The organism is Moraxella bovoculi 237 (assembly GCF_000696305.2).
GTDB lineage: Bacteria > Pseudomonadota > Gammaproteobacteria > Pseudomonadales > Moraxellaceae > Moraxella > Moraxella bovoculi.
Genome location: NZ_AOMT01000005.1, coordinates 258,722 through 285,030, shown reverse-complemented (window position 1 = coordinate 285,030; position 26,309 = coordinate 258,722). Strand labels below are relative to the sequence as shown.

Genomic DNA, 26,309 nt, shown 5'->3' with positions numbered 1-26,309 from the left:
AAATAAGATGGTGGGTTAAGTCAAAAAAATAATACCCCCAAACAAAAAGGCGGACATCAATCCGCCTTTTTTATCATTCGCCATCTTGGCTCGCTTCTATCACCTCGCCATGTTCGCTGTCATCATCGCTTGGCTCTTCATGTTCCACACAGGCAAGCCCCACCAGCGTTTCGCTCTCGCCAATGCGAATGAGCTTGACCCCTTGGGCGTTACGTCCTGCGGTTGCAATTTGAGCGACAGGTGTGCGGACAAGCGTGCCTTTATCGGAGATTAAAATCACGTCTTCATCGCCTGTTACCGCCACCGCTTTGACAAGCTGACCGTTACGCTCTGACGTCTTAATGGCAATCACGCCTTGACCGCCACGTCCTTTGGTCGGATAGTCGTCAATCGGAGTGCGTTTGCCGTAGCCGTTTTCGCACGCTGTCAAAATCTCGCCTGCCTGTGGGGCAACCACGAGCGACACCACGCGACTGACCGACACTACGCTGTCATTATCACTATCATCGGTATCATCATCGGTCGGCTCATCATCGTCCAAGCCGAGACTGGCGAGCAGATTGACACGGATACCACGCACGCCCTTGGCAGTACGTCCCATGGCACGAATGGCGGATTCTTTAAATCGAATGGCTTTGCCTTCGTTGGAGAACAGCATAATCTGTTGCTCACCGTCCGTAATCGCCACGCCAATCAAGGTATCGCCATCCACAAGGTCAATGGCTCTTAGTCCGTTGGCACGCAAATTGGCAAATTGCGACAATGCCACACGCTTGACCGTACCGCTTGCCGTGGCAAAAAACACAAATTTACCGTCATCAGCCAGACTCTCCACGGGCAAAATGGCGGTTACGCTCTCGCTTGGGTCAATGTTGATAAGATTGACAAGCGGTCTGCCCTTTGAGCCACGAGACGCAATCGGCACTTCAAAGCCACGCAAGCCAAACACTCGCCCTGTATTGGTAAAGCACAAAATATGGGCATGCGTACTGGTAACTAATAAATGCTCAATCACGTCATCTTCTTTCATGGCGGTCGCTGATTTGCCTTTTCCGCCACGTTTTTGGGCTTGGTAGTCGCTCACCGCTTGGGTTTTGGCATAGCCTGTATGCGACACGGTCATGACCACCGTCTGCTCTGGGATTAAATCTTCGCGGCTAAAATCAGCTCGTGCGTCCACAATATCGGTCTTACGCTCATCGCCAAAATCATCACGAATCTGGATAAGCTCCGCCTTAATCACGCCCATGAGCTTATCAAAATCCGCCAAAATCATCTGTAAGCGTGCAATCTCGCCCAAAATCTCTTGGTATTCTTTGGACAATTTATCCTGCTCCAAACCTGTCAAGCGATGCAACTGCATATCCAAAATGGCGTTTACTTGGTCGGGTGATAGGCGGTATTCTTTGTCGTCATTGATAAGCCCAAACGGGGCGTTTAAATCCTCGCCCTCTATAATGTCGGGGCGGATAGACGTTGCCCCTGCATTTTTTAGCATGACAACCACATTGCCCGCCTGCCAGATACGCCCAAGCAGGTTCTCACGAGCCTCGGCACGGTTGGCGGACTTTTTAATGGTCTCAATGATGTCATCAATGTTAGCAAGGGCAATGGTCAAACCCTCTAGCAAATGTCCACGAGCTTTGGCTTTATTCAGCTCAAAAATGGTACGGCGTGTAACGACTTCTTGACGATGACGGATAAAGCTGGCAATCAAGTCATGCAAGGTCATAAGGCGTGGCTGTCCGTTGTCAAGAGCAACCATGTTAATACTAAAACTGGACTCTAAGGGTGTTTGCAAAAATAGATTATTTACCACCACTTCGGCATTTTCGCCACGTCTTAGGTCAATGGCAATCCGCATACCCTCTTTGTCAGACTCATCACGCACGCCTGTGATACCGTCTAATTTTTTGTCATTGACAAGTTGGGCGATTTGCTCAATGAGTTTGGCTTTATTGACTTGATAAGGAATCTCAGTAAAGACAATGCGTTCACGGTCTTTACTTGCCCCTTCCATATTTTCAATAACATAACGCCCACGAATGTGCAGTCGCCCCTTACCTGTGCGATAAGCGTCAAAAATGCCACTTCGCCCATAGATGATACCACCTGTGGGGAAATCAGGTCCGCTGATGTGGCTTGCCAGCTCATCGCCATCAATCTGTGGATTGTCGGCATAGGCAAGACAAGCGTTCACAACTTCGGTTAGGTTATGCGGTGCCATGTTGGTCGCCATACCCACCGCAATGCCCGTTGCTCCATTGACAAGCAGGTTTGGCACACGGGCAGGTAGCACAGACGGCATTTTTTCGGAGCCGTCATAGTTATCCTCCCAGTCCACCGTGTCTTTGTCAAGGTCGGCAAGCATTTGATGCGTGAGTTTTTGCATACGCACTTCGGTATAACGCATGGCGGCAGGCGGGTCGCCGTCCACCGAACCGAAGTTACCTTGTCCGTCCACCATCATATACCGCATAGAAAACGGCTGGGCAAGACGCACAATGGCATCATACACGGCAGTGTCGCCGTGGGGGTGATATTTACCGATAACATCGCCCACGACACGGGCAGATTTTTTGTAGGGTTTGTTATAATCATTGGACAGCTCGTGCATGGCGTACATCACACGGCGGTGAACAGGCTTTAAGCCGTCTCGCACATCAGGCAAGGCACGAGAGACGATGACGCTCATCGCATAGTCAAGGTAGGACTGCTTTAATTCATCAACAATCCCAACGGGGGTTACGCTATCGGTCATAAAGAACCCTTTTTTCTCTTTAAAATCAAACGTCTATTTTACCATAAAACTATAAAAAATAACACAAAAAGCCCGCATTAGCAGGGCTTTTTTGGGCATTAAGATGGAAAATTGGGAGCAATACCAACCACACTTAATGATGTGTTTGTTTTTCGGTCATGGCGCACATCTTATCATGAGAAATCACGTGAAAATTCTCTTCATTCGTGCGGTATTTACTCCGTAGATTCAGCCGATAAGCAGCCAGCGACATGGCAGCCGCCACACGTTTTGGCATAAGCATTTTCGTTTTATCAAAAGGTATGATGGCACCGATGGTATTTTTGGCAAGATTAAGGCTCAGCTTACCGGCTGTTTTTAAAGAAAGCTTCTCTTTGGCGGGGCTTAATTTATGCAATCTAAACACCGTCACATCATCGAATTTTAGGGTTTTTAGATAATACTCAACATCCGCCTTGGCGATGAGCTCAGCGTCTTTACCTGCACTCTCCACACCTGCTTTTGACAAATAAAAGAATCGAGATACGCCCTTATCACGGCAAGCTTTGGCAAAGGCGATATTAAACAGCACATTAACCTGATAAAATTCATCTTGGCTGGCGGTGTCTTTTTTGGCAGCGCCCAGACAACTAAAAGCATCCGTATCAGCGCCGATGGGCATCGAAGCAATGGTATCTTCCAACGCATCAAAGTTATTCACATGATACACGTGCATGTTCTCACTGATGCTTCGTGGCTGTGTGCGTGTGATGATAATGAGTGTGTCATATAATGCAGAAAGCTCGCGCACCAACGCCTGTCCTACACGCCCCGAACCACCGATGATAATTGCTTTTCTTTTCATAAATCAAAAAACATTCTAAAATCAGGCTATTTTACCATAATTTTGCTTCAAATTTCTCACTGTGTTACGTCAAGGGCTTGCCAAATACCCCAAAAATACCGTAAAATACGCCAATCCTCAGATAAGTGTCGATTTTTATTGAGTATTTTTAGATATTTTGATAAAATGGTGCTTTATATGTTAGGCAACGTGTCTATTTTTGGTCATGAATACCAAAATTGATAATTCGGTGGCTGCCAGAATTATCTCGCTTAGCATTTTTGAATTTAACATTAACAATTTTTTATCCAAGGATAAACCATGGCAAACTCAGCACAAGCTCGCAAACGCGCTCGTCAAAACACTAAACGTCGCCAACACTTAGCGTCTCAACGCTCTATGGTGCGTACTTTCATCAAGCGCGTGAATGCAGCCATCGAAGCAAAATCATACGAATCGGCTACTGAAGCTTACAAGAAAGCTGTTCCAGTAATCGACCGTATGGCTGACAAAGGCATCATCCACAAGAATAAAGCTGCTCGTCATAAGAGTCGCCTAAACAAAGCAATCAAAGCACTTAAAGACGCTTAATTGCTAGTGAATAATAAAAGCCCTAACTTCTGTTAGGGCTTTTATGTTTTGGTGAGACTGTCTCAATCATCATCGCCAAATCGAATCACTGCGCCATCGCTTAGACGGTAAGCCACCAGCTCACCACCCCACACACAGCCGCCATCTAGCGCACGAACGTTTGCGCTGGCGATCTGCGCCTTTAATGCTGCCCAATGACCAAACAAAATGCGTCTTTCCCGCGCCACATCCCACATGAACCAAGGACGAAATCCTTTGGGCATCTCATCTAATAGCCCTTCTTTAAAGCTAAATTCCAAGACGCCATTCTCATCGCACAGTCGCATTCTGGTGAGGTAGTTGGCTATCGCACGCATCCGCTTGGCACCGCGCAGCTCATCCGACCAGCCTTCAGATTTCTTACTGTATAGCTTTGGCAGTAGCTCGTCCAGATCATCAAGATCACCGCTTAATGCCTTTTGCAATTCTCTGGCATGGCGATCAGCATCATCGATTGACCAATTGGGCGGGATGCCTGCATGGGCCAGCACTGTCTTGTCATCAGGGAACACTAACAGCGGCTGCTTGCGTAACCAATTTAACAGCTCGTCACAATCTGGCGCAGCAAAGATGGGCAAGGTTTTATCCTTTGGCTTAGGCGGCATGATACCACGCCATACCGCGACGAGCGTGATGTCATGATTGCCTAATACTGTGGTCAGCGCGCCGATATCCGATAGTCTCTTAACCTCTCGTAAGGTTGCCAAAGAATCCTCACCGCGTGCCACAATGTCACCTGCCAGCCAGATTTTGTCTTGTGTCTCATCAAAATCTAAGATCTCAAGCAGACGATTAAATGCAAAAAAACACCCCTGCAAATCGCCAATCACGTATTCATGGCGATAGGCTCTGTTGATAAGTTGTTGGTCTTTCATAGGTTTTTATTAATTAACTTGCTTTTGAGCCGCTAGGTCAGACAGGCGAACAAAATCTGCCACTGATAGCGACTCTGGACGTGCCTGAGGATCGATGCCGACAGATTCAAAGTCTTGTTCTTGTAGTTTTGGTAATAGGCTCACGGTCTTGAATATCGCGCGCAAGGTCTTGCGGCGATGGTTGAACGTCTCACGAACGATGGTCGCAAATAACGCTTCGTCTTGGGCGGTGATGGGTTTTTGTTTAAATGGGGTTAGACGAAACACTGCAGAGGTGACTTTTGGTGGTGGGTTGAATGCGCCTTTTGGCACTGTCAAGAGATAATCTGCCATGCAATAGTACTGCATGATGACGGACAGTCGCCCGTACGCCTTGGTGTTCGGCTCAGCGGTGATCCGATCAACGACTTCTTTTTGTAGCATAAAATGCATGTCGGTGATAACATCGCTAAATTCCAACAAGCGAAACAGAATGGGCGTTGAGATATTATAAGGCAGATTGCCCACCACTCTAAATGCACCCTTACCCACTTTGTGCGCAAGTTCGCGATAATCTACGTGCATAGCATTGTCATTAATGATGGTGAAATCTTCATGGCTGTTCGCGCCGATGTTGATTTTTAATGAACTTGCCAAATCGCGATCAAGCTCCACCACAGTCATGCCATCAACCTCAGACAAGAGCGGCTCAGTCAATGCACCAAGTCCAGGCCCAATCTCAAGCAAGTTATCGCCACGTGATAAGCGAATGCTATCAACGATCTGACGAATCACGCTGGTGTCATGAAGGAAGTTCTGCCCAAAGCGTTTTCTTGGGGCGTGGCGGGCTTCTTGTGGGGTTTTTGGGATGTGTCGCATGTTGCTCTTTGAATGATTATAACAATTAATGATAGCATATTTTTGATGTTTTTTCTATGCCGCTCGTCTAGACAAATCACGTCAGCTCGCGCTCATCAGATGACTGACTAGAATCATCGTGCCGATCATGAGCAACACCACCCCACCAACGAACATGGCAACCCTACCAAAACGACGCCCCAGTCGGTTACCCAGATACAGCCCAAGTGTAACCATAATCATCGTCGCCAAGCCAATTAGGGCGGCAGCCAGCCAGATATTCACCTCCAAAAAGGCAAGTGACACACCCACGACCAGTGAATCAATGCTCGTTGCCACTGCGGTGATTAACATGAGTCCAAAGCCACTTTTTGCCATGTTTTGCTGATCATCTTTGATCTGCACATCGCCTTTGAGTGCATCGCGCATGAATTTAAACGCCAAAAAGCCAAGCAGCGCAAAAGCCACCCAATGATCCACATGAGACAGCCAGCCTTGCGCCGCCTCTCCAAGCAGCCAGCCAATGATGGGTGCAACCCCTTCGATCACCCCAAACAACACACCCGCCTTCAATGCTCTGGTAAGGCTAGGGTTCTGGTAGGTCGCCCCTTTGGCGATGGCGGTGGCAAAGGCATCCATCGACATACCAAGTGCCAACGCCACCAAAGAAACAATACTCATGAGTGCAAAAATCTTAGAAGTTATTCTTTAGTTCGCGTAGCGCGGTGAATACACTCAGTGGCAATTCATCAGCAAGTGGGTATTTATCCTTGATAGTATCTATCATCTGCTCGTGATGCACTTGCAAGAACACATTGATTTGTCTTTCATTACCCAGCGTAGTAGGCAATGAAATCTCGCCACGAGTGAGCTTGACTTTAGTCTCAGCGATGGCATTTTCAATTGCCGTTTTATAATCATCAGCACAAACTGTATGACCAAATTTAAGGTTGGACAATGTGTATTCATGCGCAGGATAAAATAGCGTGTCATCCGCCAAACCATTAAATCGCATCATGCTATCAAAAAGCTCGCCCATCGTTCCTGTGAACACGCGCCCGCAGCCACCGCTAAACAGCGTATCACCACAGAATACATGCTTCCTATCGCCCATGTCGCACAGATAGGATAAATGGGTGTCTGTATGCCCTGCTGTTCGCCATACCTTAAATACAACGCCCAGCAATTCAAACTCATCACCCTCATCCACACATTGGGTGGCATTAACTCCATGGGTGCTGTGGGCAATGATCTGAATTCCAGGATAGGTATTTTTAATTTTCGCCACGCCGCCTGTGTGATCATCGTGATGGTGTGTGATGATCATAGCAATGGGTTTAAGCGCATTATCTGCTAGATAATCCAAGACTGGCTGTGCATCGCCTGCATCGATGATGATGGCTTGATCGCCCTTGACCAGCAACCAGATATAATTATCATTAAATGCTTTTAACGCATGAATATTTAGCATGATCTTATCCTTGTTGTTTTATATTGATACGCCGATGAGATAGAAAAACCACGCACAAGAGCCTGCGTCCTGCCGTGGTTTCTCCATGTGACCGCCACATTAGCCGTGTTTTTGCTCGAAAGCTTTCATAAAATCAACCAAGGATTCTACTTGCTCAAGCGTGATGGCGTTATAGATACTCGCTCGCATACCACCGACGGCACGGTGACCTTTTAAGTTTAATAGACCTGCTTTTTTACTTTCTTCTAAGAATAGCTTATCCAACTTAGTGTCCGCCAATTGGAATGGCACATTCATGATGGAGCGGTGTTTTGGGTTGACCTTATTGCGATAAAAATCACTCTCATCGATGGCGCGGTATAGCGTCTGTGCTTTGGCTCGGTTAATCTTAGCAATCGCCTCAACACCACCATTATCCAATAGCCACTCAAACACCAATCCTGACAGATACCATGCATAGGTCGATGGTGTGTTTAGCATGCTGTCATTGTCGAATTGATTTTTATAATTCATGATGTTCGGACACCAAGACGACGCTTGCTCTAGCAGATCCTTGCGGATAATCACCAAAGTCAATCCGGCAGGTCCGATGTTCTTTTGTGCACCTGCATAAATCATACCAAAATCATTCACATTAATCGGCTCGGACAGGATGCAAGATGACATGTCAGCCACGATTGGCGCATTGACTTTTGGCGTCTCAAAGATCTGTACGCCGTGGATGGTCTCATTTGGGCAATAATGAAAATATGCCGCACCATCCGTCAGCTGCCAAGAGTCTTGAGTTGGTACATCAGCGCCATTACCGGTAGCGACTAGGTTAACCTTGCCCAAACCTAAGTTTTCATAACGCTTGGCTTCTTTGTAAGCCTTTTTTGACCATGCGCCTGTATTTAGATAATCGGCTGTTCCGCCATTGAGTAGATTCAAAGGAATCGCCGAGAACTGCAATGCAGCACCACCTTGCAAAAACAGTACCGCATAATCATCACTGATGTTCATCAGCTTACGCAGATCGGCCTCTGCCTTACTGGCGATCTCAATGTAGTCAGCGCTGCGATGGCTGATTTCCATGACAGACGCGCCTGTGCCACGCCAATCAAGCATCTCATTTTGGGCCTTTTCTAAGACAGCGGTCGGCATTGATGCAGGGCCAGCACAAAAATTAGCAAAACGAGTCATAACAATCCCCAAAGTTAGTAAATAAATATGATAAAAATTGATTGCTATTGTAGCAGATTTTAAGGCTTTAATGGGTGGTTTTGATGATAAACTTAACCGATGCACATGCCAACATCAGCCATCTTAGCCGCTCAAGCCCAACGGTTGTCAATTTTGGATAAAATCAGCAACGCTCTGCCCCACCATACGTCCCATTGCAAGGCAAGCGGTCAGCAGATAGCCACCAGTTGGCGCATCCCAGTCCAACATCTCGCCTGCGATGAATAGATGAGGGTTACGACGTGATTGCAATTGATCATTTACCACGGACAGCCTTACGCCACCGCCCGTGCTGATCGCCTCATCCATCGGTCGAAACCCATCAAAATCAACAGGCAAATTCTTAACAAATGCTGCCATTTTTGATAAATCCGACCAGTCGGTCTTATGTGTACATTCTCTTAATGAGGCTATTTTTGTGGCATCCAGCCCTGCTTTGCGTAGGCTGTTATTCAGTGATTGTTTTTTTGATTTGTTAAGTGCTTTTGCGATGTCGTCAATGGACTTGTCTGGCATCAGGTCAATCTGCAATCGAATACGCCCCGACTCGTTAAGCATCGTACGCATGGCATGATTTAACTTATAAATCAGCCCACTCTCCATGCCATAATGACTAATCACCACATCACCATGTGCAGATTCGTCGCCTGCTGTGATGGTGATGCGCTTTAATGCCTGTCCAAAGACATCATTCATGAATGGCGACCACGAACGCACCACACCAGCATTACTGGCATACAGCGGTGTTAATTCATCATCACTGAACCAAGCTTGCCAAGCACCATCACTACCAAGGCGCGCATAAGATCCACCACCACACGCCAAGACAATCGCATCAAACCGACGCTCAAAGCGATCAAGCTCATCCCCACGCTTATCTTTTTTTATAAAATTTACCAAATTATCCTGCACACCCATACAGGCATGACGATAATGAAATTGCACCCCTTGCTCGCTCAGCCTAGATAGCCACGCACGCAGCAGGTCAGACGCCTTCATCTGCACAGGAAATATGCGTCCGCTAGAGCCGACATAGCTATCGATACCAAGTCCATTCATCCACGTGCGTATGTCCTCAGCATGAAAATCTCGGACAAACTTCGCCATCACATCGCTTGGTGTGTAACGTATCACAAAGTCATCCAAAGGCTCACTATGCGAAATGTTCAGCCCTGTCTTACCCGCCATCAAAATTTTGCGTCCTGCAGTGGGCATCTGCTCAAATACATGAACCTCAATACCGCGCGCTGACAGCACTTCCGCCGCCATTAGACCCGATGCGCCTGCGCCTATGATGGCGACGGCTGGGGCAGAATTATTCTTTTGGGTCATCAATCTGATCGAATCGAGTTTGGTAATAGTTCGGCTTTAGAATGATGAGCTCTTGGCACTTCTCTCCGCGCGCCAGATATTTAATCTCAAAATGCGTACGTGCCGATTCTGCATCAATCTCGAATCGCTCATAAGGCAATAACCATACCTCATCAAGCAGATGCTGCGCCTCATCAATGTACTCGCCGATGTTGCTGGCAAGGATGATGGTCGCACCTGGCTTTAGTCGCGACACCAAAAATTCAAAAAACGGCATGTTCAGCCAACGCTGATTCTTGTTGGCTGGCTCAGGATTGGGGTATAGAATGAATGCGCCATCAAGCGAGTTTGGGGCGATGTGATGCGCGGTGTAAGCGATGGCGTCAGCATGGACGGCGTTGAGATTAGGCAGGTTCTCCGCCTTAGCAAGCTTATCGAATGCTTCGAATTTCTCGCTGGTGCGCTCAATCGCGATCAAATGCCTATCAGGACTCTGCTTGGCGAATAATAAGGCGTGCTTGCCCTTGCCAGCACCAATTTCCAAATATAATGGCGCATTCGACACATCTAACGGCTCGACATTCTTAGGTGGGCTGATCGCATCTGTGCGAAACAGGCGGTTAAAACGGTGGGATAAATCGCTCATGGTCATCGCTTTTAACAAAAAAATATTCAATTATTATAGCAAATCTATCCGATAAATTCATGAATTACCCACTGCTAAATTAATCCCAAAGCACTCACCCGCTACCACGAATGCACTGCCTGATTTGATGAACTTCCTTAAAATATGCCACTTGTATCAATAATGTTTAAATTAATGATCTAAAATGACAAAAGCCAAGCGATGATTTATAATGTTCGGTTTATCCATATTATTTAAATCACAGTTTTATCATGAATAACTATATCATCGCCTACACTGACGGTGCCTGTAAAGGCAATGGCAAACAAGGCGCATCGGCGGGCGGATTTGGCGCGCACATCATCCACCCTAATGGCGACATCCATAACCTCTGGGGCGGGGAAGCTGACACCACCAACAACCGCATGGAGCTATTAGGCGCAATCACCGCTCTAAAGCACACCCCTACCGACACGCCCATACAGATATGGACAGATTCAGGCTACGTTAAAGACGGCATCACCCAATGGATACACAACTGGAAAAAGAACGGCTGGCGCAAAGCCGACAAAAAACCCGTTCTAAACGTTGAACTGTGGCAGGATCTCGATGCACTGACCCAAGGTCGCATGATCGATTGGCAATGGATCAAGGGGCACGCAGGACACGAAGGCAATGAGATGGCAGACCAACTGGCCAATCAAGGCGTCATCGGTGCAGGTGAAGAATACATCAGTTCTGACAATCCCGACCACCCACCTGATGCTGATACATCCAACCAAAGCGAACCAAATAATACCAATAATCCAAAACAAGCCACAGTCATGAATGACCACACTTTTAAGATAAGCCCTGACAACAACCAAAATCCCGATTACGATGGTAATACTCAGCGCGCTAATGGCGACTTTTGGGCGATTCTACCATCGCCGAATAATTATGGTTCACGCGCTCGCCAGCTCATCATGGACACGGAGACCACTGGTTTTGAGGATCAAGGTGGCGACCGCATCGTAGAGGTGGGTATCGTTGAGATAGTCGATCGTAAATTCACCGGTAACAAGCTACACGTCTACATCAATCCTGAAAGAGAGATGGATGATGAAGTTATCCGCGTTCACGGCATCTCAAATGAATTCTTACTAGATAAACCGAAGTTTGCCGATGTTGCGCAGCAGATTTATGATTTTATGATAGGTAGCGAGGTCATCGCACATAATGCCGCGTTCGATATGCGATTCTTGAAGATGGAATTTGATAAAGTTGGTCTGACCGACTTTCTAGATCGCATCCAAACCACCGACTCACTTGCCATCGCCAAGGAACTCTATCCTGGCCAAAAAAACTCACTTGACGCTCTGGTTCGTCGCTTAGATGTTGGCAATCAAGATCGTACATTCCACGGAGCTTTACTTGACTCCGAGATTCTGGCTGAAGTCTATCTTGCGATGACAGGCGGGCAGATGGCGATAAAGATGGAATACGGCGACGATCATGCAGATGCCAAGTCAAGCGCGACGGGCTTTCAGGATTTGTCTGATTTGGCGGGTTTGATATGCACTTCTGCTGGTGACATGGATGCAGACAGCACTTGGCGTGCGACGGTGCTGTCATGATGAATCATGTAGAATATCTGATCATAGATAAGGACAGTGTCCTGTGCGATGAAGATGGCTTGCCCATCACGATTCAAGGGGTGATGCTAGATGAAGCGGTCTCGCTTGGCGAAGCGGTCTTGCTTGGCTTTGGTGAAGTGCATAACGGACACGCTTCTCAAGTTACGCCATCTAACACCTTCGCCATCTCAAAAGACGCTGCCATCAAGACAAAACTTATTCACGCCTATGGTGATAAATACGACACCAGCACGCACAAATCTTTGGCATTCTTAAGTTATAGAAATGCCGTGAACACGCTAGATGACGCCTTAGCACACACCATTAGCCGAGCGATTCAACTGATATTATGGCAGCAAGATCATCAATTCTGTTCGCGCTGTGGTGGTCGCACACATCGTCATCAGAGCGAACACGCCATGATGTGCCAAAGATGCCGTCACCGCGTCTATCCACGTGTACAGCCGTGCATCATCACCGCCATCACACGCATTCACCCAACAACCGCTAAGCGCCAGATCCTGCTTGCACTGCATCACAGACATGGTGATACTGGCATGTATGGACTCATCGCAGGATTCGTAGAGGCAGGCGAGTCGATAGAGAGTGCCGTTTATCGCGAGGTTATGGAGGAGGTCGGTCTGTCAGTCTCCAACTTACGCTACCACAGCAGCCAGCCATGGCCATATCCGACGAACCTAATGCTTGGGTTTATCGCTGATTATGCCGGTGGTGAGATCTACCCTCAGGCAGATGAGATTAAAGATGCTAGATTTTTTGATGTAGATAATCTACCCCTAACGCCAAAAGTAGGCACGATCGCACACACGCTTATCCAAAGCGTCATTCATCTGCCCACTTAACCACCAATTAGATTAATGAACAGCCAGCGCTTGCCAGCCATGACCATCACATTTACCCGATTAGAAGATTTGCCCGTCCTGTTTAGCCCGCTTAGGCTAGATGACATACCAGATGACAAACGCATCGCCATCGTGCAGATCGATGCTGTATTGCCACAGACTCAGTGCGGTCTGTGCGGTCATCATGATGGCTGTCTGCCTTATGCTCATGGCATCGTGATGAATGGCGAAGCACCAAATCTGTGCGTACCAGGTGGGCAAGATGTCACCGATCGCATCGCAGACATTCTAGGTGTTGTCAGTAGTGCAGCCACGCCCAGCAAATGGCGCACCGACAAACAAACTCAGCGCCCTATCGAAGTACGCGCCATCATCAACGAACCTGACTGCATCGGCTGCACCAAATGCATACCCGCCTGCCCTGTCGATGCCATCATCGGCACCGCCAAGCACATGCACAGCATCATCACCGATCTATGCACAGGCTGCGAGCTGTGTCTAACCCCTTGCCCTGTGGACTGCATCGAACTGGTGGAATACCCCCGAATACTGAGCGATGAGCAGCGCATCGATGAGCAGTCAAATCTGCGCCGCCGCTATCACCATCATTTAAACCGCGTCGAACGCAGCATCAAGCAAGGCACCAAGCCTGTGGTTAGTACCGTGGAATCAGCGATGGCAAACGTCATCAGCGAATCTACCCAGACCACACAGTCCATCAATGCCAACACCGCAAAAAACACCATCGCCGCAGCGAAGCTTCGCACCCAAATAAAAAAACTCACCAAACAGCTGTCCGTTCGAGATGATGATACAATACGTACAAAGTTAGCACAACTTCATCAAGAACTACAATCCCTAGAGTCGAGCTGATCATGACCATCAGACACACCCACGAACATACCGATCTTGTACGAAGATTAGAAGAAAGCCACTATATCTTCGCACAGCACCCAAAGACCATCACCGAAGCTGTCAAGTCCGAATCTGCCTCGCCGCTGGATAAGCTATTCATCCGCGCGCATAAGATTGACAGTAATGGCAAGATAGAGTCCGCCCTAGACCAAGCCAAATTCTACATCAAAGGCTATGGACGGTTGGTTTATATCATTTGTTTTTTGATGGGTTTTGTTGGTGTGATGGGCTTACTTGGCACTCAGATCATCAACTTCTTCTATGTGCTGCTCGCGCTACTGGGTTGGCACAGCCTATCGCTGCTATGGTGGGTTATCGGGCTGATTCGTCGTGATGACTTGTCATTTTTGGGTGGGGTTTTGTCACGGCTTACCATCGAAAAGCCGCTACTGTATAAGATCATCGATGCAGGTGATAATCCACCCATGCAGCACGCCTTAGAGTTACAGATTGACATCCATCGCCCTGTGCGCCGCTGGTATCTTGGTGCGCTGCTGCATGGTGCATGGCTGTCATCACTGACTGGCGCCAGTGTGGCATTGTTATGCTTATTCTTATTTCGTCGTTACGATTTTACTTGGGAGTCAACACTGCTTACCGATGCTCATTTTGTGCAGATGATGCAGATCTTTGGGGTACTACCGAATTTGCTTGGCTTTGACTTGCCAAACATGAGCGCACCATCAAGCGAACAGAATGCCAAATTTGCCTGGCTGGTCATGCTAAGCATCGCATTATATGGCATTCTACCAAGATTCATCGCGTACGTGACCTGCCTTATCAAGTCACGCCACGATTTTCAAATCGATCAAAAAAAGCCTTACTACGCTACTTTATTAAATGCATTTAGTCAGCGCGTCATCGACCCTGATGACTACACGCCAAGCAGTGCCATCATCACACCCCCTGCGATGGACATCAGTGACAAATCATTCATTAGCGTCATCCTAGAGCGCCCGAATGACACACCCATCACCTATCCATCGATCAATATCTGCCATGAATTTGGTGTAGTTGACGATAAGAGTAGCATTGATAAAGCCATCAGTACCGCCAAAGCATCTGATGCGCTCATTTACCTTCTCATCGATGCACACATCCTGCCCGATCGTGGCGTCATGCGTAAGGTATCTGGCTTGGCGACGGCTGGGTTGGTAGCACAAATTATCAATGCTGATAATGCTCAGAATAACCACGCCCAAGCATGGCATCAAAAGCTTGGTAAGATGGGCATTGCCATCATCGATGAATAAATCATCTATAATAAAAAAAGCCTTGTATCACACAAGGCTTTTTATTATACATTCATCATCGATTACTCATGAATCACTCATTTACAAAAGCAATCTTAGACAATCCTGCCGTGCTCGCTGTCGCCAAAACTTGTGCGACCATGTCGTATTTACCTTCACGATCAGCACGCAGATGCACCTGTGGGTCATTGCCTTTGGCGGCTTCATCAGCGAAGCGTTTTTGTAGTTCTTCTAGGCTGATTTTTTGGCTGTCCCAGTAGATGTCGCCTTGGCTGTCGATGCTAACTTGTAGCACTTCTGGCGGCTGCTCATTCACACTTGCGCTGGTCTTTGGCAGATCGAGCGGTACGGTAGGATTTAGCACGGTTGCCGTGACTAAGAAGATAATCATCAACACAAGCATGATGTCAATGAGCGGAATGAGGTTCATCTCATTCATGCCGCCATTGTCCTGATCGCCTAATTCAAACGCCATAACAGACTCCTTATCGCGCCGTCTGAGCTAAAATCTGGTGCGCTGCATCATTCGCAACATGAATGGCGCGCTTGTTCATGCGTGTCGCTATGTTATAAAACACCACCGCAGGAATCGCCACCGCCAGACCTAAGCCAGTCATGATGAGCGCCTCACCCACAGGGCCTGCCACCTGTGCCAGACCAGCCTGACCGCTCTTAGAGATGCTGTGCAAGGCATGGAAAATACCCCAAACCGTACCGAACAGGCCAATGAATGGCGCAATCGATGCTGTCGTGCCTAAGATTGGCAGACCTTTTTCCATCTCGTAGCGATAGCGAGCGACGTTTTGAAGCAGCTTTTGCTCAACGACCATTTTCTTTTGGCCGAAATCAAGCCCGTCTAGATCAGTAGCTGAACTGGAGATTGACTGCTTTAGGCTATCGCCGATGCTGCCTGCTAATTTGCACGACTGTGCCACACGAATGATGCCAACTACCCACGAGATGATAGATAAAGCAAATAGAATAAAGAATAGGGTTTTACTAACGGCGTCTGTATGACCCCAATAAAATGCAAAATCCATAACAATTCCTCACAAAAGGTAAAGTTTATAATATCAAACTAATAATTTAAATTAACAAGCACCACTAGGGATAGTAATGGCTGTTGGTACGTTTGCAAAGCCTTTAACCGCCTGACCATTTCTAATAAAAGGCTTTAACCTGCCACTTTTATAAGCTCTGGCAACATCTCTATCAAAGGATTTGTCGCCTGATGACTGGGTAACGCTAGCATTTTGGATAGAGCCTTTTTCATCAATCGTTAGCTTAACAGTGACATTCACCGTTTTACCTGTTAGTCTAGGAGAGCATAGTTGAGCTAAGTTTGGCTTTCTTCTCCAGCTTGCATCGACTTCGGCAGCACTTAAAGACACAGGTCCTATGCTGTCGCCTGAGTTATGACCTTTGCCACTACCTGCATCAGTGCTATTTTTTGCGGCTGCGGCGGCAGCTTTGGCAGCAGCTTCGGCTCTTGCTCTTGCTTTAGCGTCAGCTTCGGCTTTAGCTTTGGCCTCTGCATCTGCCCTTGCACGAGCTTCGGCAGCTGCTTTTTCACGAGCTAATCTATCAGCTTCAGCACGTTGCTGAGCCTCCCATCTTGCCTGCTCTTGTGCGCGTTGCTGTGCAGCGATGAGTTGCGCCTGATCTACTGAGGGCTGTGTTACTTGTGGTTTTTCAACCTCTGGTTCAGTCACCTTAGGGGTTTGGGCGGGCTTCACCGGTTGGGGCTTGACAGGCTTTGTTTCTGCTACTTTTGGCTTTGTAGGCGCAGGCGCAGGACGTGGATCCGGATTTTTTTCAATTTTTGGCGCCATGATCGGCTTGGGTGGTTCAGGCGATTCTAGATTGTTGATTTTTATTTCAACGATTTCAGGCTCTTTGATGGGTTCAATGATTTCTATCTTGATGGGCGGTGTGATCTTTAGCGGCTTAAGCTCCGGCATCTGCATGTGCGCCAAGCCCAACCCTGCCAAACCATGCAGCGCAATCGCCACACCAACCGCCATGGCTTTGATGCCATTATTCGAAGTAGAATTCACATTATTCATGATGATGACTGCCTGCTACACCTATGCTGTCGAGTGATAAGCTATAATACGAACGATAATAATTATCAATGGCGTATTATATTGGATTTTATAAAGAATATCAAGCCAATTTTTTTTAAATATTCCACAAACTGTAAAACATTATTATAACATAATGATAACAATTTACAAATATGAATTTATCATAAAAAAAGCAGGATTTGATGTATTGCCAAACCCTGCTATTGGCATCATCATTATTATAACGCAGTAATGACTCTATCGCCCATCTCTGTACAGCCAACCAATGTCGTGCCGTCTTCATAAATATCCGCCGTGCGATAGCCTTGTTCTAGCACTTTTTGTACCGCCTGCTCTATCTGAACCGCACGATTTTCATCATTTAGACTATAACGCACAAGCATCGCAAGTGACAAAATGGTCGCCAATGGATTCGCCCTATCCTGCCCTGCAATGTCAGGGGCAGAGCCATGAGACGGCTCATACAGCCCTTTGCCTGTCTCGTTTAGACTCGCTGATGGTAGCATACCGATAGAGCCTGTGAGCATGGACGCTTGGTCGGACAAAATATCACCAAAAATATTGCCTGTGGTAATCACATCAAACTGCTTGGGAGCTTTAACCAGTTGCATGGCGCAATTATCCACATACATATGCGACAATTCAACGTCAGGATACTCTTTGGCAACATCGTTGAGAATCTCTTTCCACAGCTCGGTCGTCTCTAACACATTCGCCTTATCCACGCTACACAGCTTTTTGCCACGTTTTTGGGCGGATTGGAACGACACATGAGCGATACGGCGAATCTCGCTTTCGCTGTAGCGCATGGTGTTAAAGCCCTCACGCTCGCCTTTGTCGTTGGTAATAATCCCACGAGGCTCGCCAAAATAAATATCGCCTGTTAATTCTCGTACGATTAAAATATCCAATCCCGATACAACTTCGGGCTTTAAAGTGGACGCATTGGCAAGTTCTTTATACAAAATGGCAGGACGCAGGTTGGCAAATAAATTTAAATCTTTACGAATTGCCAATAGCCCGCGCTCAGGACGCAGTGGACGGTCAAGGTTGTCATACTGTGGCGAGCCAACCGCACCTAATAGCACCGCATCCGCCTTTTGGCAAATGGCTTGGGTCTGGCTAGGATATGGCGAGCCGTATTTGTCATATGCCGAACCGCCCAAATAGGCGTATTCATAGCTTACGTCCAAACCGTCAGCGATAAGTTTGTCGAGTACCTTCACGGCTTGGGCGATGATTTCAGGACCGATACCGTCGCCTTCTAAAATGGCAATGTGTTTTGTCATGGGGTTTCCTTTTTGTACTTATTCAAGACTAAAAATATGATAAATAAATGATGTTTTAAAAATATTGGTAGGGGCAAATTATATTTGACCTATATAACATTATCATTTTAGGCGAATTGCAATTCACTCCTACATTTATCACCAACTATCAAATTATAAAAAATCAAGCCGTTAATTCCCTAAACACCCAAGGTCTATCCGCACGGGCTTTTTCTTCAAAGGCCTTAATATCATCAGCATTTTGCAAGGTCAAACCAATATCATCTAAGCCATTTAATAAGCAATGCTTACGAAATGCGTCCACTTCAAAAGCATATTCTTTATCGCTTGGGCTAATCACCTTTTGATTTGCCAAATCCACGGTTAATTGATAGCCTGCATTATCAAAACACTCTTTAAATAATTCATCAATGTCTCTCTCTGATAAAATCACAGGGAGCATACCATTTTTAAAGCAGTTATTATAAAAAATATCGGCAAAACTTGGAGCAATCACAGTACGAAAACCGTATTCATTTAATGCCCAAGGGGCGTGCTCACGGCTAGACCCACAACCAAAATTAGCACGGGCAAGCAAAATCGTTGCCCCTTGATAACGCTCTTGGTTTAGCACAAAATCGGGGTTTTTTGGGCGTTTGGCAATGTCCTGCCCCAAAAAGCCTTCGTCCAAATAACGCAACTCGTCAAATAAATTATCGCCAAAGCCTGTGCGTTTAATGGATTTTAGAAACTGCTTGGGGATAATCAAATCGGTGTCCACATTGGCACGGTCTAACGGAGCAACAATGCCGATTTCGGTGGTGTATTTTTTCATCTTTTATTCCTTATCTCAAAACGTCCGCACGTCCACAAAATACCCTGCGATTGCCGCCGCTGCTGCCATAGCAGGACTGACAAGGTGCGTGCGACCGCCATTGCCTTGACGACCTTCAAAGTTACGGTTACTTGTACTGGCACAATGCTCGCCTGATTGCAATTTATCAGCATTCATCGCAAGGCACATAGAACAGCCCGGTTCACGCCATTCAAAGCCTGCTTCGGTAAAGATTTTATCAAGCCCTTCTTGCTCGGCTTGCTCTTTAACCAAACCCGAACCTGCCACAATCATCGCTTGCTTGATACTTGGGGCGACCTTGCGACCTTTAACGACTTCTGCCGCCGCACGAATATCTTCAATGCGTGAGTTGGTGCAAGAGCCGATAAACACTCGGTCAAGCTGAATGTCGGATAGCGGTTGCCCTGCCGTCAAGCCCATATACTGATAGGCACGAGTCCAGTCACTACGCTGTACGTCATCTTTGGCACCGGCTAGGGTTGGCACGTTCTGGCTAATAGGAATGACCATTTCGGGGGACGTACCCCACGACACCTGTGGCTCAATCTCATCGCCATTTAGCACAATCACCGTATCAAAATGAGCGTCATCATCAGAATGCAAAGTGTTCCAATAAGCAACCGCACGCTCCCAATCATCGCCTGTTGGGGCATAGGGGCGACCTTTGACATAGTCAATCGTCTTATCATCCACCGCCACAAGACCGACTCTAGCACCGCCTTCAATCGCCATATTACACACGGTCATACGCCCTTCAATGGACATATCACGGAACACCTGTCCACCAAATTCAATGGCGTGTCCTGTCCCACCTGCCGTGCCGATTTTACCGATGATAGCAAGTACAACGTCTTTTGGCGTAACGCCTTTGCCCAATTTACCGTCCACTCTCACCAGCATATTTTTCATTTTCTTTTGCACAAGGCACTGCGTGGCAAGAACGTGCTCCACTTCACTTGTGCCGATACCGTGAGCCAAACAGCCCAACGCCCCATGCGTGGCGGTATGGCTATCCCCACACACCACCGTCATCCCTGGTAGGGTCAAACCCTGCTCAGGCCCAACTACATGAACAATGCCTTGGCGTACGTCATTGATGCCAAATTGTACGACATTAAACGACTTGCAGTTGTCATCAAGGGTCTTAACCTGAATGCGAGAGGTGTCATCAGCAATCCCTGCAATGCCCTGTTCACGCTCTCTGCTAGATGTAGGAACGTTGTGGTCGGGCGTTGCGATATTTGCCGACAGTCGCCACGGCTTACGGTTATTAAGCTCTAAGCCTTCAAAGGCTTGGGGAGACGTTACTTCATGTAACAGTTGGCGGTCAATATAGATAAGTGATGAACCGTCATCACGTTGTTTGACCAAATGGTCGTCCCAAAGTTTATCGTAAAGGGTTTTGCCTGCCATATCATACTCCTATGATCTGGGCATTTATTTGGTTTTATGTGATTATATCACATATTTTTTTATAAAAATAATTTATAATTTTTATATTTTAATTAATTTATTGGAATATATAAGAGTCATTCTATTAGCTTAATTTTAATAAATTAGCGATTCTTGGCATATCTTTTGACGCGATCATCAGACGCATCATAGATCACCTTTAATTCAGCTTCGCTTAATACCGTCTGCGCCTTTGCAAACACTTCACGCTCCTCAAAGCGGATATGATCATACAATGCCCAAGCCAGCGCCTGCACATCAGATACGCCGGGCTGCTTTATACCCATCAAGGCTTCAATATCATCGTGCTGCTTTAGCATCTCTGTAGCGAGCATCTTCGCTTCGTCTTCATTGAACTTGGCGAGTATGACATCAGCAATATACGTCTTCTCAACATTAAAGTGCATTGGGATCTGTATGGTCAGACAATTTATCAACGCCTACCAATGTATCATATAATCTGCTTCGTTCGCCTGCATCGCCTTATTACTAATCAACAGCCCAGGGTGATGCTCGCGAGATAATGGCTGTAAATGTGGGTGTCTTTTCATCGCACTATCCAATTACATAAGATGCCATCATCATATCATTATTCAGGCAGCTTTTGGTGGTCTTGGTGACAGTCGATGAATCTTATACAACATCGCGCATTCTTTGATAAAAATTTACGTAAATTTAATAAAAAATCAATTTTTTTATTTATTTACAAACTTTTTTTATTAAAATAAACCAAATTTATTTGATACTTATTATTATGAACACCATAAACCTAATCACCTTCGTCACCGTCATGCAGACCGGCAGTATCTCTGGCGCTGCCGAGAAGCTTTTTATCACCCAGCCTGCCGTCAGTAAGCGCATCAAGAATCTTGAGAGTGAATTTGGCGTGACGCTGTTTGACACCGTCGGACGCGGCATCATCGCCACTCCTGCTGCACACGATCTATTGCCCTACGCCAAAAGATGGCTTGAAGATTATGAGTCTTGCCGCGCCAGTCTTCAACACTCAAAAGAAACCGCCAGCGGCAGACTGGTCATCGGCACCAGCCATCATATCGGGCTGCATCACCTAGCGCCCGTATTGAAGCAATTCATTCAGACCTATCCTGCGGTACAGCTAGAAGTGAAATTCATGGATTCTGAAGAAGCGCATAAAGCGGTACTTGAAGGTGAAGTCGGCTTGGCATTCTTGACCCTGCCGCCTACTTATGACCTGCGTTTGAATTACCATACATTATGGTCAGACCCTCTGTATTTCGTGACTGGCACACTAAGCCCACTCGCCCAAAAAAGCGACGTCACGCTACTACAATTAGCGCACCACCCCGCCATTCTGCCCGCGGTGAATACCTTTACCAGTCAGATTACCCTATCAGAATTTAACCGCCACAATCTACGCCCCTACGCGACAATGAGCACAAACCCGCTCGAATCGATTCGAATGTTGGTCTCTATCGGGCTTGGTTGGTCTGTACTGCCAGAGACCTTGATTAATCACGAACTAGTCAAAATTGACATGGCTGAAGATTTTGAGCTACAGCGTCATCTAGGTCTGGTTACCAACCCGAATCTTACGCGCTCCGCCAGCACACAGGCACTCTTAGATCTGCTATCCATCAGCGACTAAATGCAAAAAGACAGAATATCTTATTCTGTCTTTTTGTTAATAAACAATTATTACGCCAATGATTAAAAGCCTGATAGCTGTTTTAATGATGCTTTTAGCAGACTTGAGATATTTACATCATCCAGACCAAGCTGAGCTTGCTTGATGGCGTTTTGAGCTTCTTTTTCTTTATAGCCCAGCCCGATTAAGGCGCTTTCAACCTCTGCGATGATCTGCATTTGATTATCCGCCTGCAGGCTTACATCAAAGAACTCACCCTGTCCACTAAGCTCGCTGATGTCTGAGCCGAATTCTAGCAGTTTGCCTTTTAGCTCGATGATCAGACGCTGAGCGGTCTTTTTGCCGATGCCTGGAATGCGCACAAGTGCCGAATCGTCCTCGTGCTCAACAGCGCGCTTTAATTCACCTGCTGATAATGTCGATAACATCGCAAGTGCCATCTTCGCACCAACACCGTTAATCTTGATGAGCTTTCTAAAGACATCGCGATCTTCTTTTGTGCCAAAGCCATACAGTAGCTGCGCATCTTCGCGAACATGCAGATGCGTATAGATGCTGACCGGCTCATTTAGGCTAAGTTGGCAGAATGCAGGGATGGGCAATTCAATCTCATAACCCACACCACTTTGAGTCATCACACACACTAAGGGTGCATTTAGATAGCATACTTCACCTTTGATTAATCCAATCATATTATAGTCCTAATATCAATAAAATAAGGGCGCAAATCATTACGCCCTTATTCGATGAGTTGAAATTATTGATAATATTCAACCATTTTTTCAAGAGAAATTGGGCGAATCTTGCTGGCATTACCCGCTGCACCGAATGCTTCATAGCGCGCCACACAAATCTCCTCCATCGCCTTTATTGATGCTGCTAGGTATTTACGAGGATCGAATTCAGCAGGATGGTCGTTTAGGAATTTACGAATTGCACCCGTGCTGGCTAGACGTAGGTCGGTATCGATATTAATCTTACGCACACCGTGCTTAATGGCATCTACCAACTGCTCAACTGGCACACCATAAGTCTCACCGATGTTACCACCGTTCTCATTGATGATCTGTAGCCACTCTTGTGGTACTGAGCTTGAGCCGTGCATTACAAGGTGCGTATTTGGCAGTGCCTCATGAATCTCTTTGATGCGGTCGATCGCTAGGATATCGCCTGTCGGTGGACGAGTAAATTTATAAGCACCGTGTGAAGTACCTACCGCAATCGCCAACGCATCGACATTCGTATCAGCAACGAACTGACGTGCTTCTTCAACAGAAGTCAATAGCTGGCTGTGATCAAGAACACCTTCTGCGCCCACACCATCTTCTTCGCCGGCCATACCAGTCTCAAGACTGCCTAGGCAGCCGATCTCACCCTCTACCGATACGCCGCACGCGTGCGCCATTTTAACCACTTCACGAGTCACGCTCACATTATAGTCATAGTCAGCAGGCGTCTTACCATCTTCACGCAGTGAGCCATCCATCATCACCGAGCTAAAGCCAAGCTGGATAGAACGCTGGCAAACGGCTGGGCTGGTACCGTGGTCTTGGTGCATTACTACAGGGATGTGTGGCCATTCTTCAACTGCAGATAGGATAAGGTGGCGCAAGAATGGCGCGCCCGCATATTTACGAGCACCTGCTGATGCTTGTACGATAACTGGTGAATCGGTCTTGTCTGCTGCCATCATGATGGCACGCATTTGCTCTAAGTTATTCACGTTAAAGGCAGGCAATCCATAAGCGTGCTCGCCTGCATGATCAAGTAGTTGGCGCAATGATACTAGTGCCATTATTATCTCCTAATGCGATAAATCTTCTAGAATCTAACTAAAAATACCAAAATTTCAACAGGATGCATTATAACAAATTATCATATTATCGCCTAGTTGATTTTTTGGAAATTTTATAACTTGCAATAAAAAAAGCCCAATCAAGTTGAGCTTTTTTATTCATCAGATCAGTACTTTTGATCTTCTGGAACTTTTGCTTCTGCACTATCAACATTGGTCACAGCATCCGCCATAGCACCAACTTCTTTGGCTGCTTCAGAAGTCTTATCAGCAGCAGTTTTTACGCCAGACTTAGCAGCTTCTGCTACATTCTGTGCGGCAGCTTCTGCTTCTTTAGCTACTGCAGCGGTGTTCGCTGCGATGTCAGTTTTGGCAGCATCAGCTGTCTCTGCAGCTTTGTCTTTAGTGTTTTGACTGCAAGCTGCCAAAGCAAATGTGCCGATAACAGCAATAACGACAAGTAATTTTTTCATAAGAATTCTCTTTAGTTAGTTATTGGTTTTTGTGCATGGTTATTTAGATAGTTTATAGCATCATTCAAAAATGAACAGTCAATTTAATCACGACTTGCTTTTAAGCTTCTAAATGAGCACATTACTAAAAATAATGTCGTTAGTTTAGCCTTGTCAAATAAAATTTACAAGGCTAAATCTGACAAACGCAACAAAAAATAACAATTCGTTGGTAAATAACAAAGGTTCGCTTAGATGATTAAGCATTCGCCTCATCTAGAGCCTTAATGGCAGGCAATACCTTACCCTCGACGAATTCTAGGAACGCACCGCCACCTGTTGATAGATAGCTGACATCATCTGCCACGCCATATTTATCAATCGCGGCCAATGTGTCACCACCGCCTGCAATACTAAAGCCTGCACTATCTTTTACTGCTAATGACAGAATTTGCGTGCCTTTACCGAATTTGTCAACCTCAAAGACACCCACTGGCCCATTCCATAAAATAGTCTTAGCACCCTTGATGGCATCTGCAATGGCGTTGGCACTATTTTCTGCTACATCTAGGATCATCTCATCATCAGCGATATCATTGACAGACTTGGTGATTGCATCCGCCTTTTCTAAAGAACCTAAAAAATCTTCAAAATCAATCTGAGACTTCTTAGCAACCACGACGTCGGTTGGCAATAGAATGTTCGTCTTCGTCATGATGGTCTTGGCAGTATCAATCAGATCCGCCTCATATAAAGACGCACCCACGTTCACGCCTGTCGCTGCCAAGAAAGTATTGGCAATACCACCGCCCACGACGATGCTGTCACAGATGTCAGCCAGACTTAATAGAACATCCAGCTTGGTTGAGACTTTTGAGCCACCAACAATGGCAAGCACAGGCGCGTCAGGCTTATCCAGCGCACGAGACAATGCCGACAACTCTTCTGATAGTAGATTGCCTGCGCACACAGGCTTACCTGCCGCTGCCGCTGCGCGAATCACGCCCTCGGTTGAGGCTTGGGCACGGTGGGCGGTGCCAAATGCATCCATCACAAACACATCACACAGATCGGCGTACTGCTGTGACAGCGATTCGCTGTTCTTTTTCTCGCCTGCGTTAAAACGAACATTCTCAAGCAAAGTAATCTCACCCGCCTTAGCATCGACGCCTAAGCTTAGATAATCTTTTGAGAAGTTCACAGGGCAGCCCAACGCCTTGGCAAGGTAGTCCGCCACAGGTGCTAGCGAATATTTCTCTTCAGGTTCACCCTCAGTAGGACGACCTAGATGTGAACAGACAATAACCGCCGCACCTTGATTAAGCGCATCTTTTAGGGTGGGCAATGCCGCCTGCAAGCGTACATCACTGGTAATCACACCATCTTTAATTGGCACGTTCAAATCCTCACGAATCAGTACACGCTTACCTGATAAATCCACATCCTTCATTGATAAAACTGTCATGTCTATCCACCTTGTTAAGTTATATTGACTTAGGATTTTCACCTAAAATTACCATATTTTTGCGCGAATTATTATAAACAATTCACTGCTACCCTGCAACAAATAC

Annotated in this window: 26 protein-coding genes; 6 read left to right on the top strand and 20 right to left on the bottom strand. The window is 46.6% G+C overall.

Annotated features, from left to right (window positions below; all coding sequences use genetic code 11):
- Nucleotides 1-73: 73 nt before the first annotated feature.
- Nucleotides 74-2,761 carry a DNA gyrase subunit A gene (gene gyrA / locus MBO_RS01720; RefSeq protein ID WP_036362494.1) on the bottom strand — a complete coding sequence of 896 codons (2,688 nt, stop codon included), beginning with the start codon at nucleotides 2,759-2,761 and terminating at the stop codon, nucleotides 74-76.
- A 133-nt stretch (nucleotides 2,762-2,894) separates the two neighbouring features.
- Entirely contained in the window at nucleotides 2,895-3,605 is a 711-nt protein-coding gene (locus MBO_RS01715; protein ID WP_036362491.1) for an NAD-dependent epimerase/dehydratase family protein, read from the bottom strand.
- A 300-nt stretch (nucleotides 3,606-3,905) separates the two neighbouring features.
- On the opposite strand from MBO_RS01715, the gene rpsT reads away from it, so the two are divergent.
- Nucleotides 3,906-4,175 (top strand): 30S ribosomal protein S20, encoded by a 270-nt coding sequence (gene rpsT, locus MBO_RS01710; protein ID WP_036362486.1) that lies wholly within the window; start codon nucleotides 3,906-3,908, stop codon nucleotides 4,173-4,175.
- A gap of 62 nt (nucleotides 4,176-4,237) precedes the next feature.
- Here rpsT and MBO_RS01705 read toward each other — a convergent pair whose 3' ends face one another.
- The 7 genes from MBO_RS01705 to MBO_RS01675 form a co-directional block, all read right to left on the bottom strand.
- Nucleotides 4,238-5,089, bottom strand: coding sequence for a symmetrical bis(5'-nucleosyl)-tetraphosphatase (locus tag MBO_RS01705; RefSeq protein WP_036362483.1), 852 nt, complete (start codon nucleotides 5,087-5,089; stop codon nucleotides 4,238-4,240).
- A 9-nt stretch (nucleotides 5,090-5,098) separates the two neighbouring features.
- Complete coding sequence (gene rsmA, locus MBO_RS01700) at nucleotides 5,099-5,947, bottom strand: 16S rRNA (adenine(1518)-N(6)/adenine(1519)-N(6))-dimethyltransferase RsmA (RefSeq protein WP_036362480.1); 849 nt, start codon at nucleotides 5,945-5,947, stop codon at nucleotides 5,099-5,101.
- Between the two features lie 81 nt (nucleotides 5,948-6,028).
- Nucleotides 6,029-6,607 carry a manganese efflux pump MntP gene (locus tag MBO_RS01695; protein ID WP_036362477.1) on the bottom strand — a complete coding sequence of 193 codons (579 nt, stop codon included), beginning with the start codon at nucleotides 6,605-6,607 and terminating at the stop codon, nucleotides 6,029-6,031.
- Between the two features lie 13 nt (nucleotides 6,608-6,620).
- The gene (gloB, locus tag MBO_RS01690) at nucleotides 6,621-7,397 is read right to left on the bottom strand and encodes a hydroxyacylglutathione hydrolase (protein WP_052585227.1); all 777 of its coding nucleotides are present in this window, start codon (nucleotides 7,395-7,397) and stop codon (nucleotides 6,621-6,623) included.
- Nucleotides 7,398-7,496: 99 nt separating this feature from the next.
- Nucleotides 7,497-8,579: a 3-phosphoserine/phosphohydroxythreonine transaminase gene (gene serC, locus MBO_RS01685; RefSeq protein WP_036362469.1), complete on the bottom strand. Its 1,083-nt coding sequence runs from the start codon at nucleotides 8,577-8,579 to the stop codon at nucleotides 7,497-7,499.
- 147 nt (nucleotides 8,580-8,726) lie between these two features.
- On the bottom strand, nucleotides 8,727-9,950 hold the full coding sequence (locus MBO_RS01680) for a TIGR03862 family flavoprotein (protein WP_036362463.1): 1,224 nt from the start codon (nucleotides 9,948-9,950) through the stop codon (nucleotides 8,727-8,729).
- Nucleotides 9,934-10,575 carry a class I SAM-dependent methyltransferase gene (locus tag MBO_RS01675; protein WP_227712643.1) on the bottom strand — a complete coding sequence of 214 codons (642 nt, stop codon included), beginning with the start codon at nucleotides 10,573-10,575 and terminating at the stop codon, nucleotides 9,934-9,936. The genes MBO_RS01680 and MBO_RS01675 overlap by 17 nt, the downstream gene beginning before the upstream one ends.
- A 251-nt stretch (nucleotides 10,576-10,826) precedes the next feature.
- Here MBO_RS01675 and dnaQ point away from each other — a divergent pair, with 251 nt between their 5' ends.
- The 4 genes from dnaQ to MBO_RS01655 are packed head-to-tail and all read left to right on the top strand — an operon-like array spanning nucleotide 10,827 to nucleotide 15,201.
- Nucleotides 10,827-12,170, top strand: a complete 1,344-nt coding sequence (dnaQ, locus tag MBO_RS01670) for a DNA polymerase III subunit epsilon (RefSeq protein WP_036362458.1) — start codon at nucleotides 10,827-10,829, stop codon at nucleotides 12,168-12,170.
- Entirely contained in the window at nucleotides 12,167-13,033 is an 867-nt protein-coding gene (nudC, locus tag MBO_RS01665) for an NAD(+) diphosphatase (protein WP_227712642.1), read from the top strand. The genes dnaQ and nudC overlap by 4 nt, the downstream gene beginning before the upstream one ends.
- Nucleotides 13,034-13,048: 15 nt before the next feature.
- Nucleotides 13,049-13,906 (top strand): RnfABCDGE type electron transport complex subunit B, encoded by an 858-nt coding sequence (locus tag MBO_RS01660; protein WP_227540048.1) that lies wholly within the window; start codon nucleotides 13,049-13,051, stop codon nucleotides 13,904-13,906.
- 2 nt (nucleotides 13,907-13,908) lie between these two features.
- On the top strand, nucleotides 13,909-15,201 hold the full coding sequence (locus tag MBO_RS01655) for a DUF2868 domain-containing protein (protein WP_052585226.1): 1,293 nt from the start codon (nucleotides 13,909-13,911) through the stop codon (nucleotides 15,199-15,201).
- Between the two features lie 73 nt (nucleotides 15,202-15,274).
- On the opposite strand, the gene MBO_RS01650 is transcribed toward MBO_RS01655, so the two are convergent.
- The 7 genes from MBO_RS01650 to MBO_RS01620 form a co-directional block, all read right to left on the bottom strand.
- Nucleotides 15,275-15,676, bottom strand: a complete 402-nt coding sequence (locus MBO_RS01650; protein WP_036362455.1) for an ExbD/TolR family protein — start codon at nucleotides 15,674-15,676, stop codon at nucleotides 15,275-15,277.
- A gap of 10 nt (nucleotides 15,677-15,686) precedes the next feature.
- Nucleotides 15,687-16,241: a MotA/TolQ/ExbB proton channel family protein gene (locus MBO_RS01645; RefSeq protein WP_036362452.1), complete on the bottom strand. Its 555-nt coding sequence runs from the start codon at nucleotides 16,239-16,241 to the stop codon at nucleotides 15,687-15,689.
- A 51-nt stretch (nucleotides 16,242-16,292) separates the two neighbouring features.
- Nucleotides 16,293-17,267 (bottom strand): energy transducer TonB, encoded by a 975-nt coding sequence (locus MBO_RS01640; protein ID WP_052585225.1) that lies wholly within the window; start codon nucleotides 17,265-17,267, stop codon nucleotides 16,293-16,295.
- A gap of 239 nt (nucleotides 17,268-17,506) precedes the next feature.
- On the bottom strand, nucleotides 17,507-18,577 hold the full coding sequence (gene leuB, locus MBO_RS01635) for a 3-isopropylmalate dehydrogenase (protein WP_036362449.1): 1,071 nt from the start codon (nucleotides 18,575-18,577) through the stop codon (nucleotides 17,507-17,509).
- 163 nt (nucleotides 18,578-18,740) lie between these two features.
- The gene (gene leuD / locus MBO_RS01630) at nucleotides 18,741-19,391 is read right to left on the bottom strand and encodes a 3-isopropylmalate dehydratase small subunit (RefSeq protein WP_036362446.1); all 651 of its coding nucleotides are present in this window, start codon (nucleotides 19,389-19,391) and stop codon (nucleotides 18,741-18,743) included.
- 15 nt (nucleotides 19,392-19,406) lie between these two features.
- Complete coding sequence (leuC, locus tag MBO_RS01625) at nucleotides 19,407-20,825, bottom strand: 3-isopropylmalate dehydratase large subunit (RefSeq protein ID WP_036362443.1); 1,419 nt, start codon at nucleotides 20,823-20,825, stop codon at nucleotides 19,407-19,409.
- Nucleotides 20,826-20,968: 143 nt separating this feature from the next.
- The gene (locus MBO_RS01620; protein ID WP_036362437.1) at nucleotides 20,969-21,271 is read right to left on the bottom strand and encodes a hypothetical protein; all 303 of its coding nucleotides are present in this window, start codon (nucleotides 21,269-21,271) and stop codon (nucleotides 20,969-20,971) included.
- A 347-nt stretch (nucleotides 21,272-21,618) separates the two neighbouring features.
- Here MBO_RS01620 and MBO_RS01615 point away from each other — a divergent pair, with 347 nt between their 5' ends.
- Nucleotides 21,619-22,491 carry a LysR family transcriptional regulator gene (locus MBO_RS01615; RefSeq protein WP_036362435.1) on the top strand — a complete coding sequence of 291 codons (873 nt, stop codon included), beginning with the start codon at nucleotides 21,619-21,621 and terminating at the stop codon, nucleotides 22,489-22,491.
- Between the two features lie 62 nt (nucleotides 22,492-22,553).
- Here the strand turns inward: MBO_RS01615 and ruvA are convergent, their stop codons facing one another.
- The 4 genes from ruvA to MBO_RS01595 form a co-directional block, all read right to left on the bottom strand.
- On the bottom strand, nucleotides 22,554-23,183 hold the full coding sequence (gene ruvA / locus MBO_RS01610; protein WP_036362434.1) for a Holliday junction branch migration protein RuvA: 630 nt from the start codon (nucleotides 23,181-23,183) through the stop codon (nucleotides 22,554-22,556).
- 65 nt (nucleotides 23,184-23,248) lie between these two features.
- Nucleotides 23,249-24,286, bottom strand: a complete 1,038-nt coding sequence (fba, locus tag MBO_RS01605) for a class II fructose-bisphosphate aldolase (protein WP_036362432.1) — start codon at nucleotides 24,284-24,286, stop codon at nucleotides 23,249-23,251.
- Between the two features lie 167 nt (nucleotides 24,287-24,453).
- Nucleotides 24,454-24,759, bottom strand: coding sequence for a hypothetical protein (locus MBO_RS01600; RefSeq protein WP_036362430.1), 306 nt, complete (start codon nucleotides 24,757-24,759; stop codon nucleotides 24,454-24,456).
- A gap of 238 nt (nucleotides 24,760-24,997) precedes the next feature.
- Complete coding sequence (locus MBO_RS01595; protein WP_036362428.1) at nucleotides 24,998-26,203, bottom strand: phosphoglycerate kinase; 1,206 nt, start codon at nucleotides 26,201-26,203, stop codon at nucleotides 24,998-25,000.
- Nucleotides 26,204-26,309: the final 106 nt, after the last annotated feature.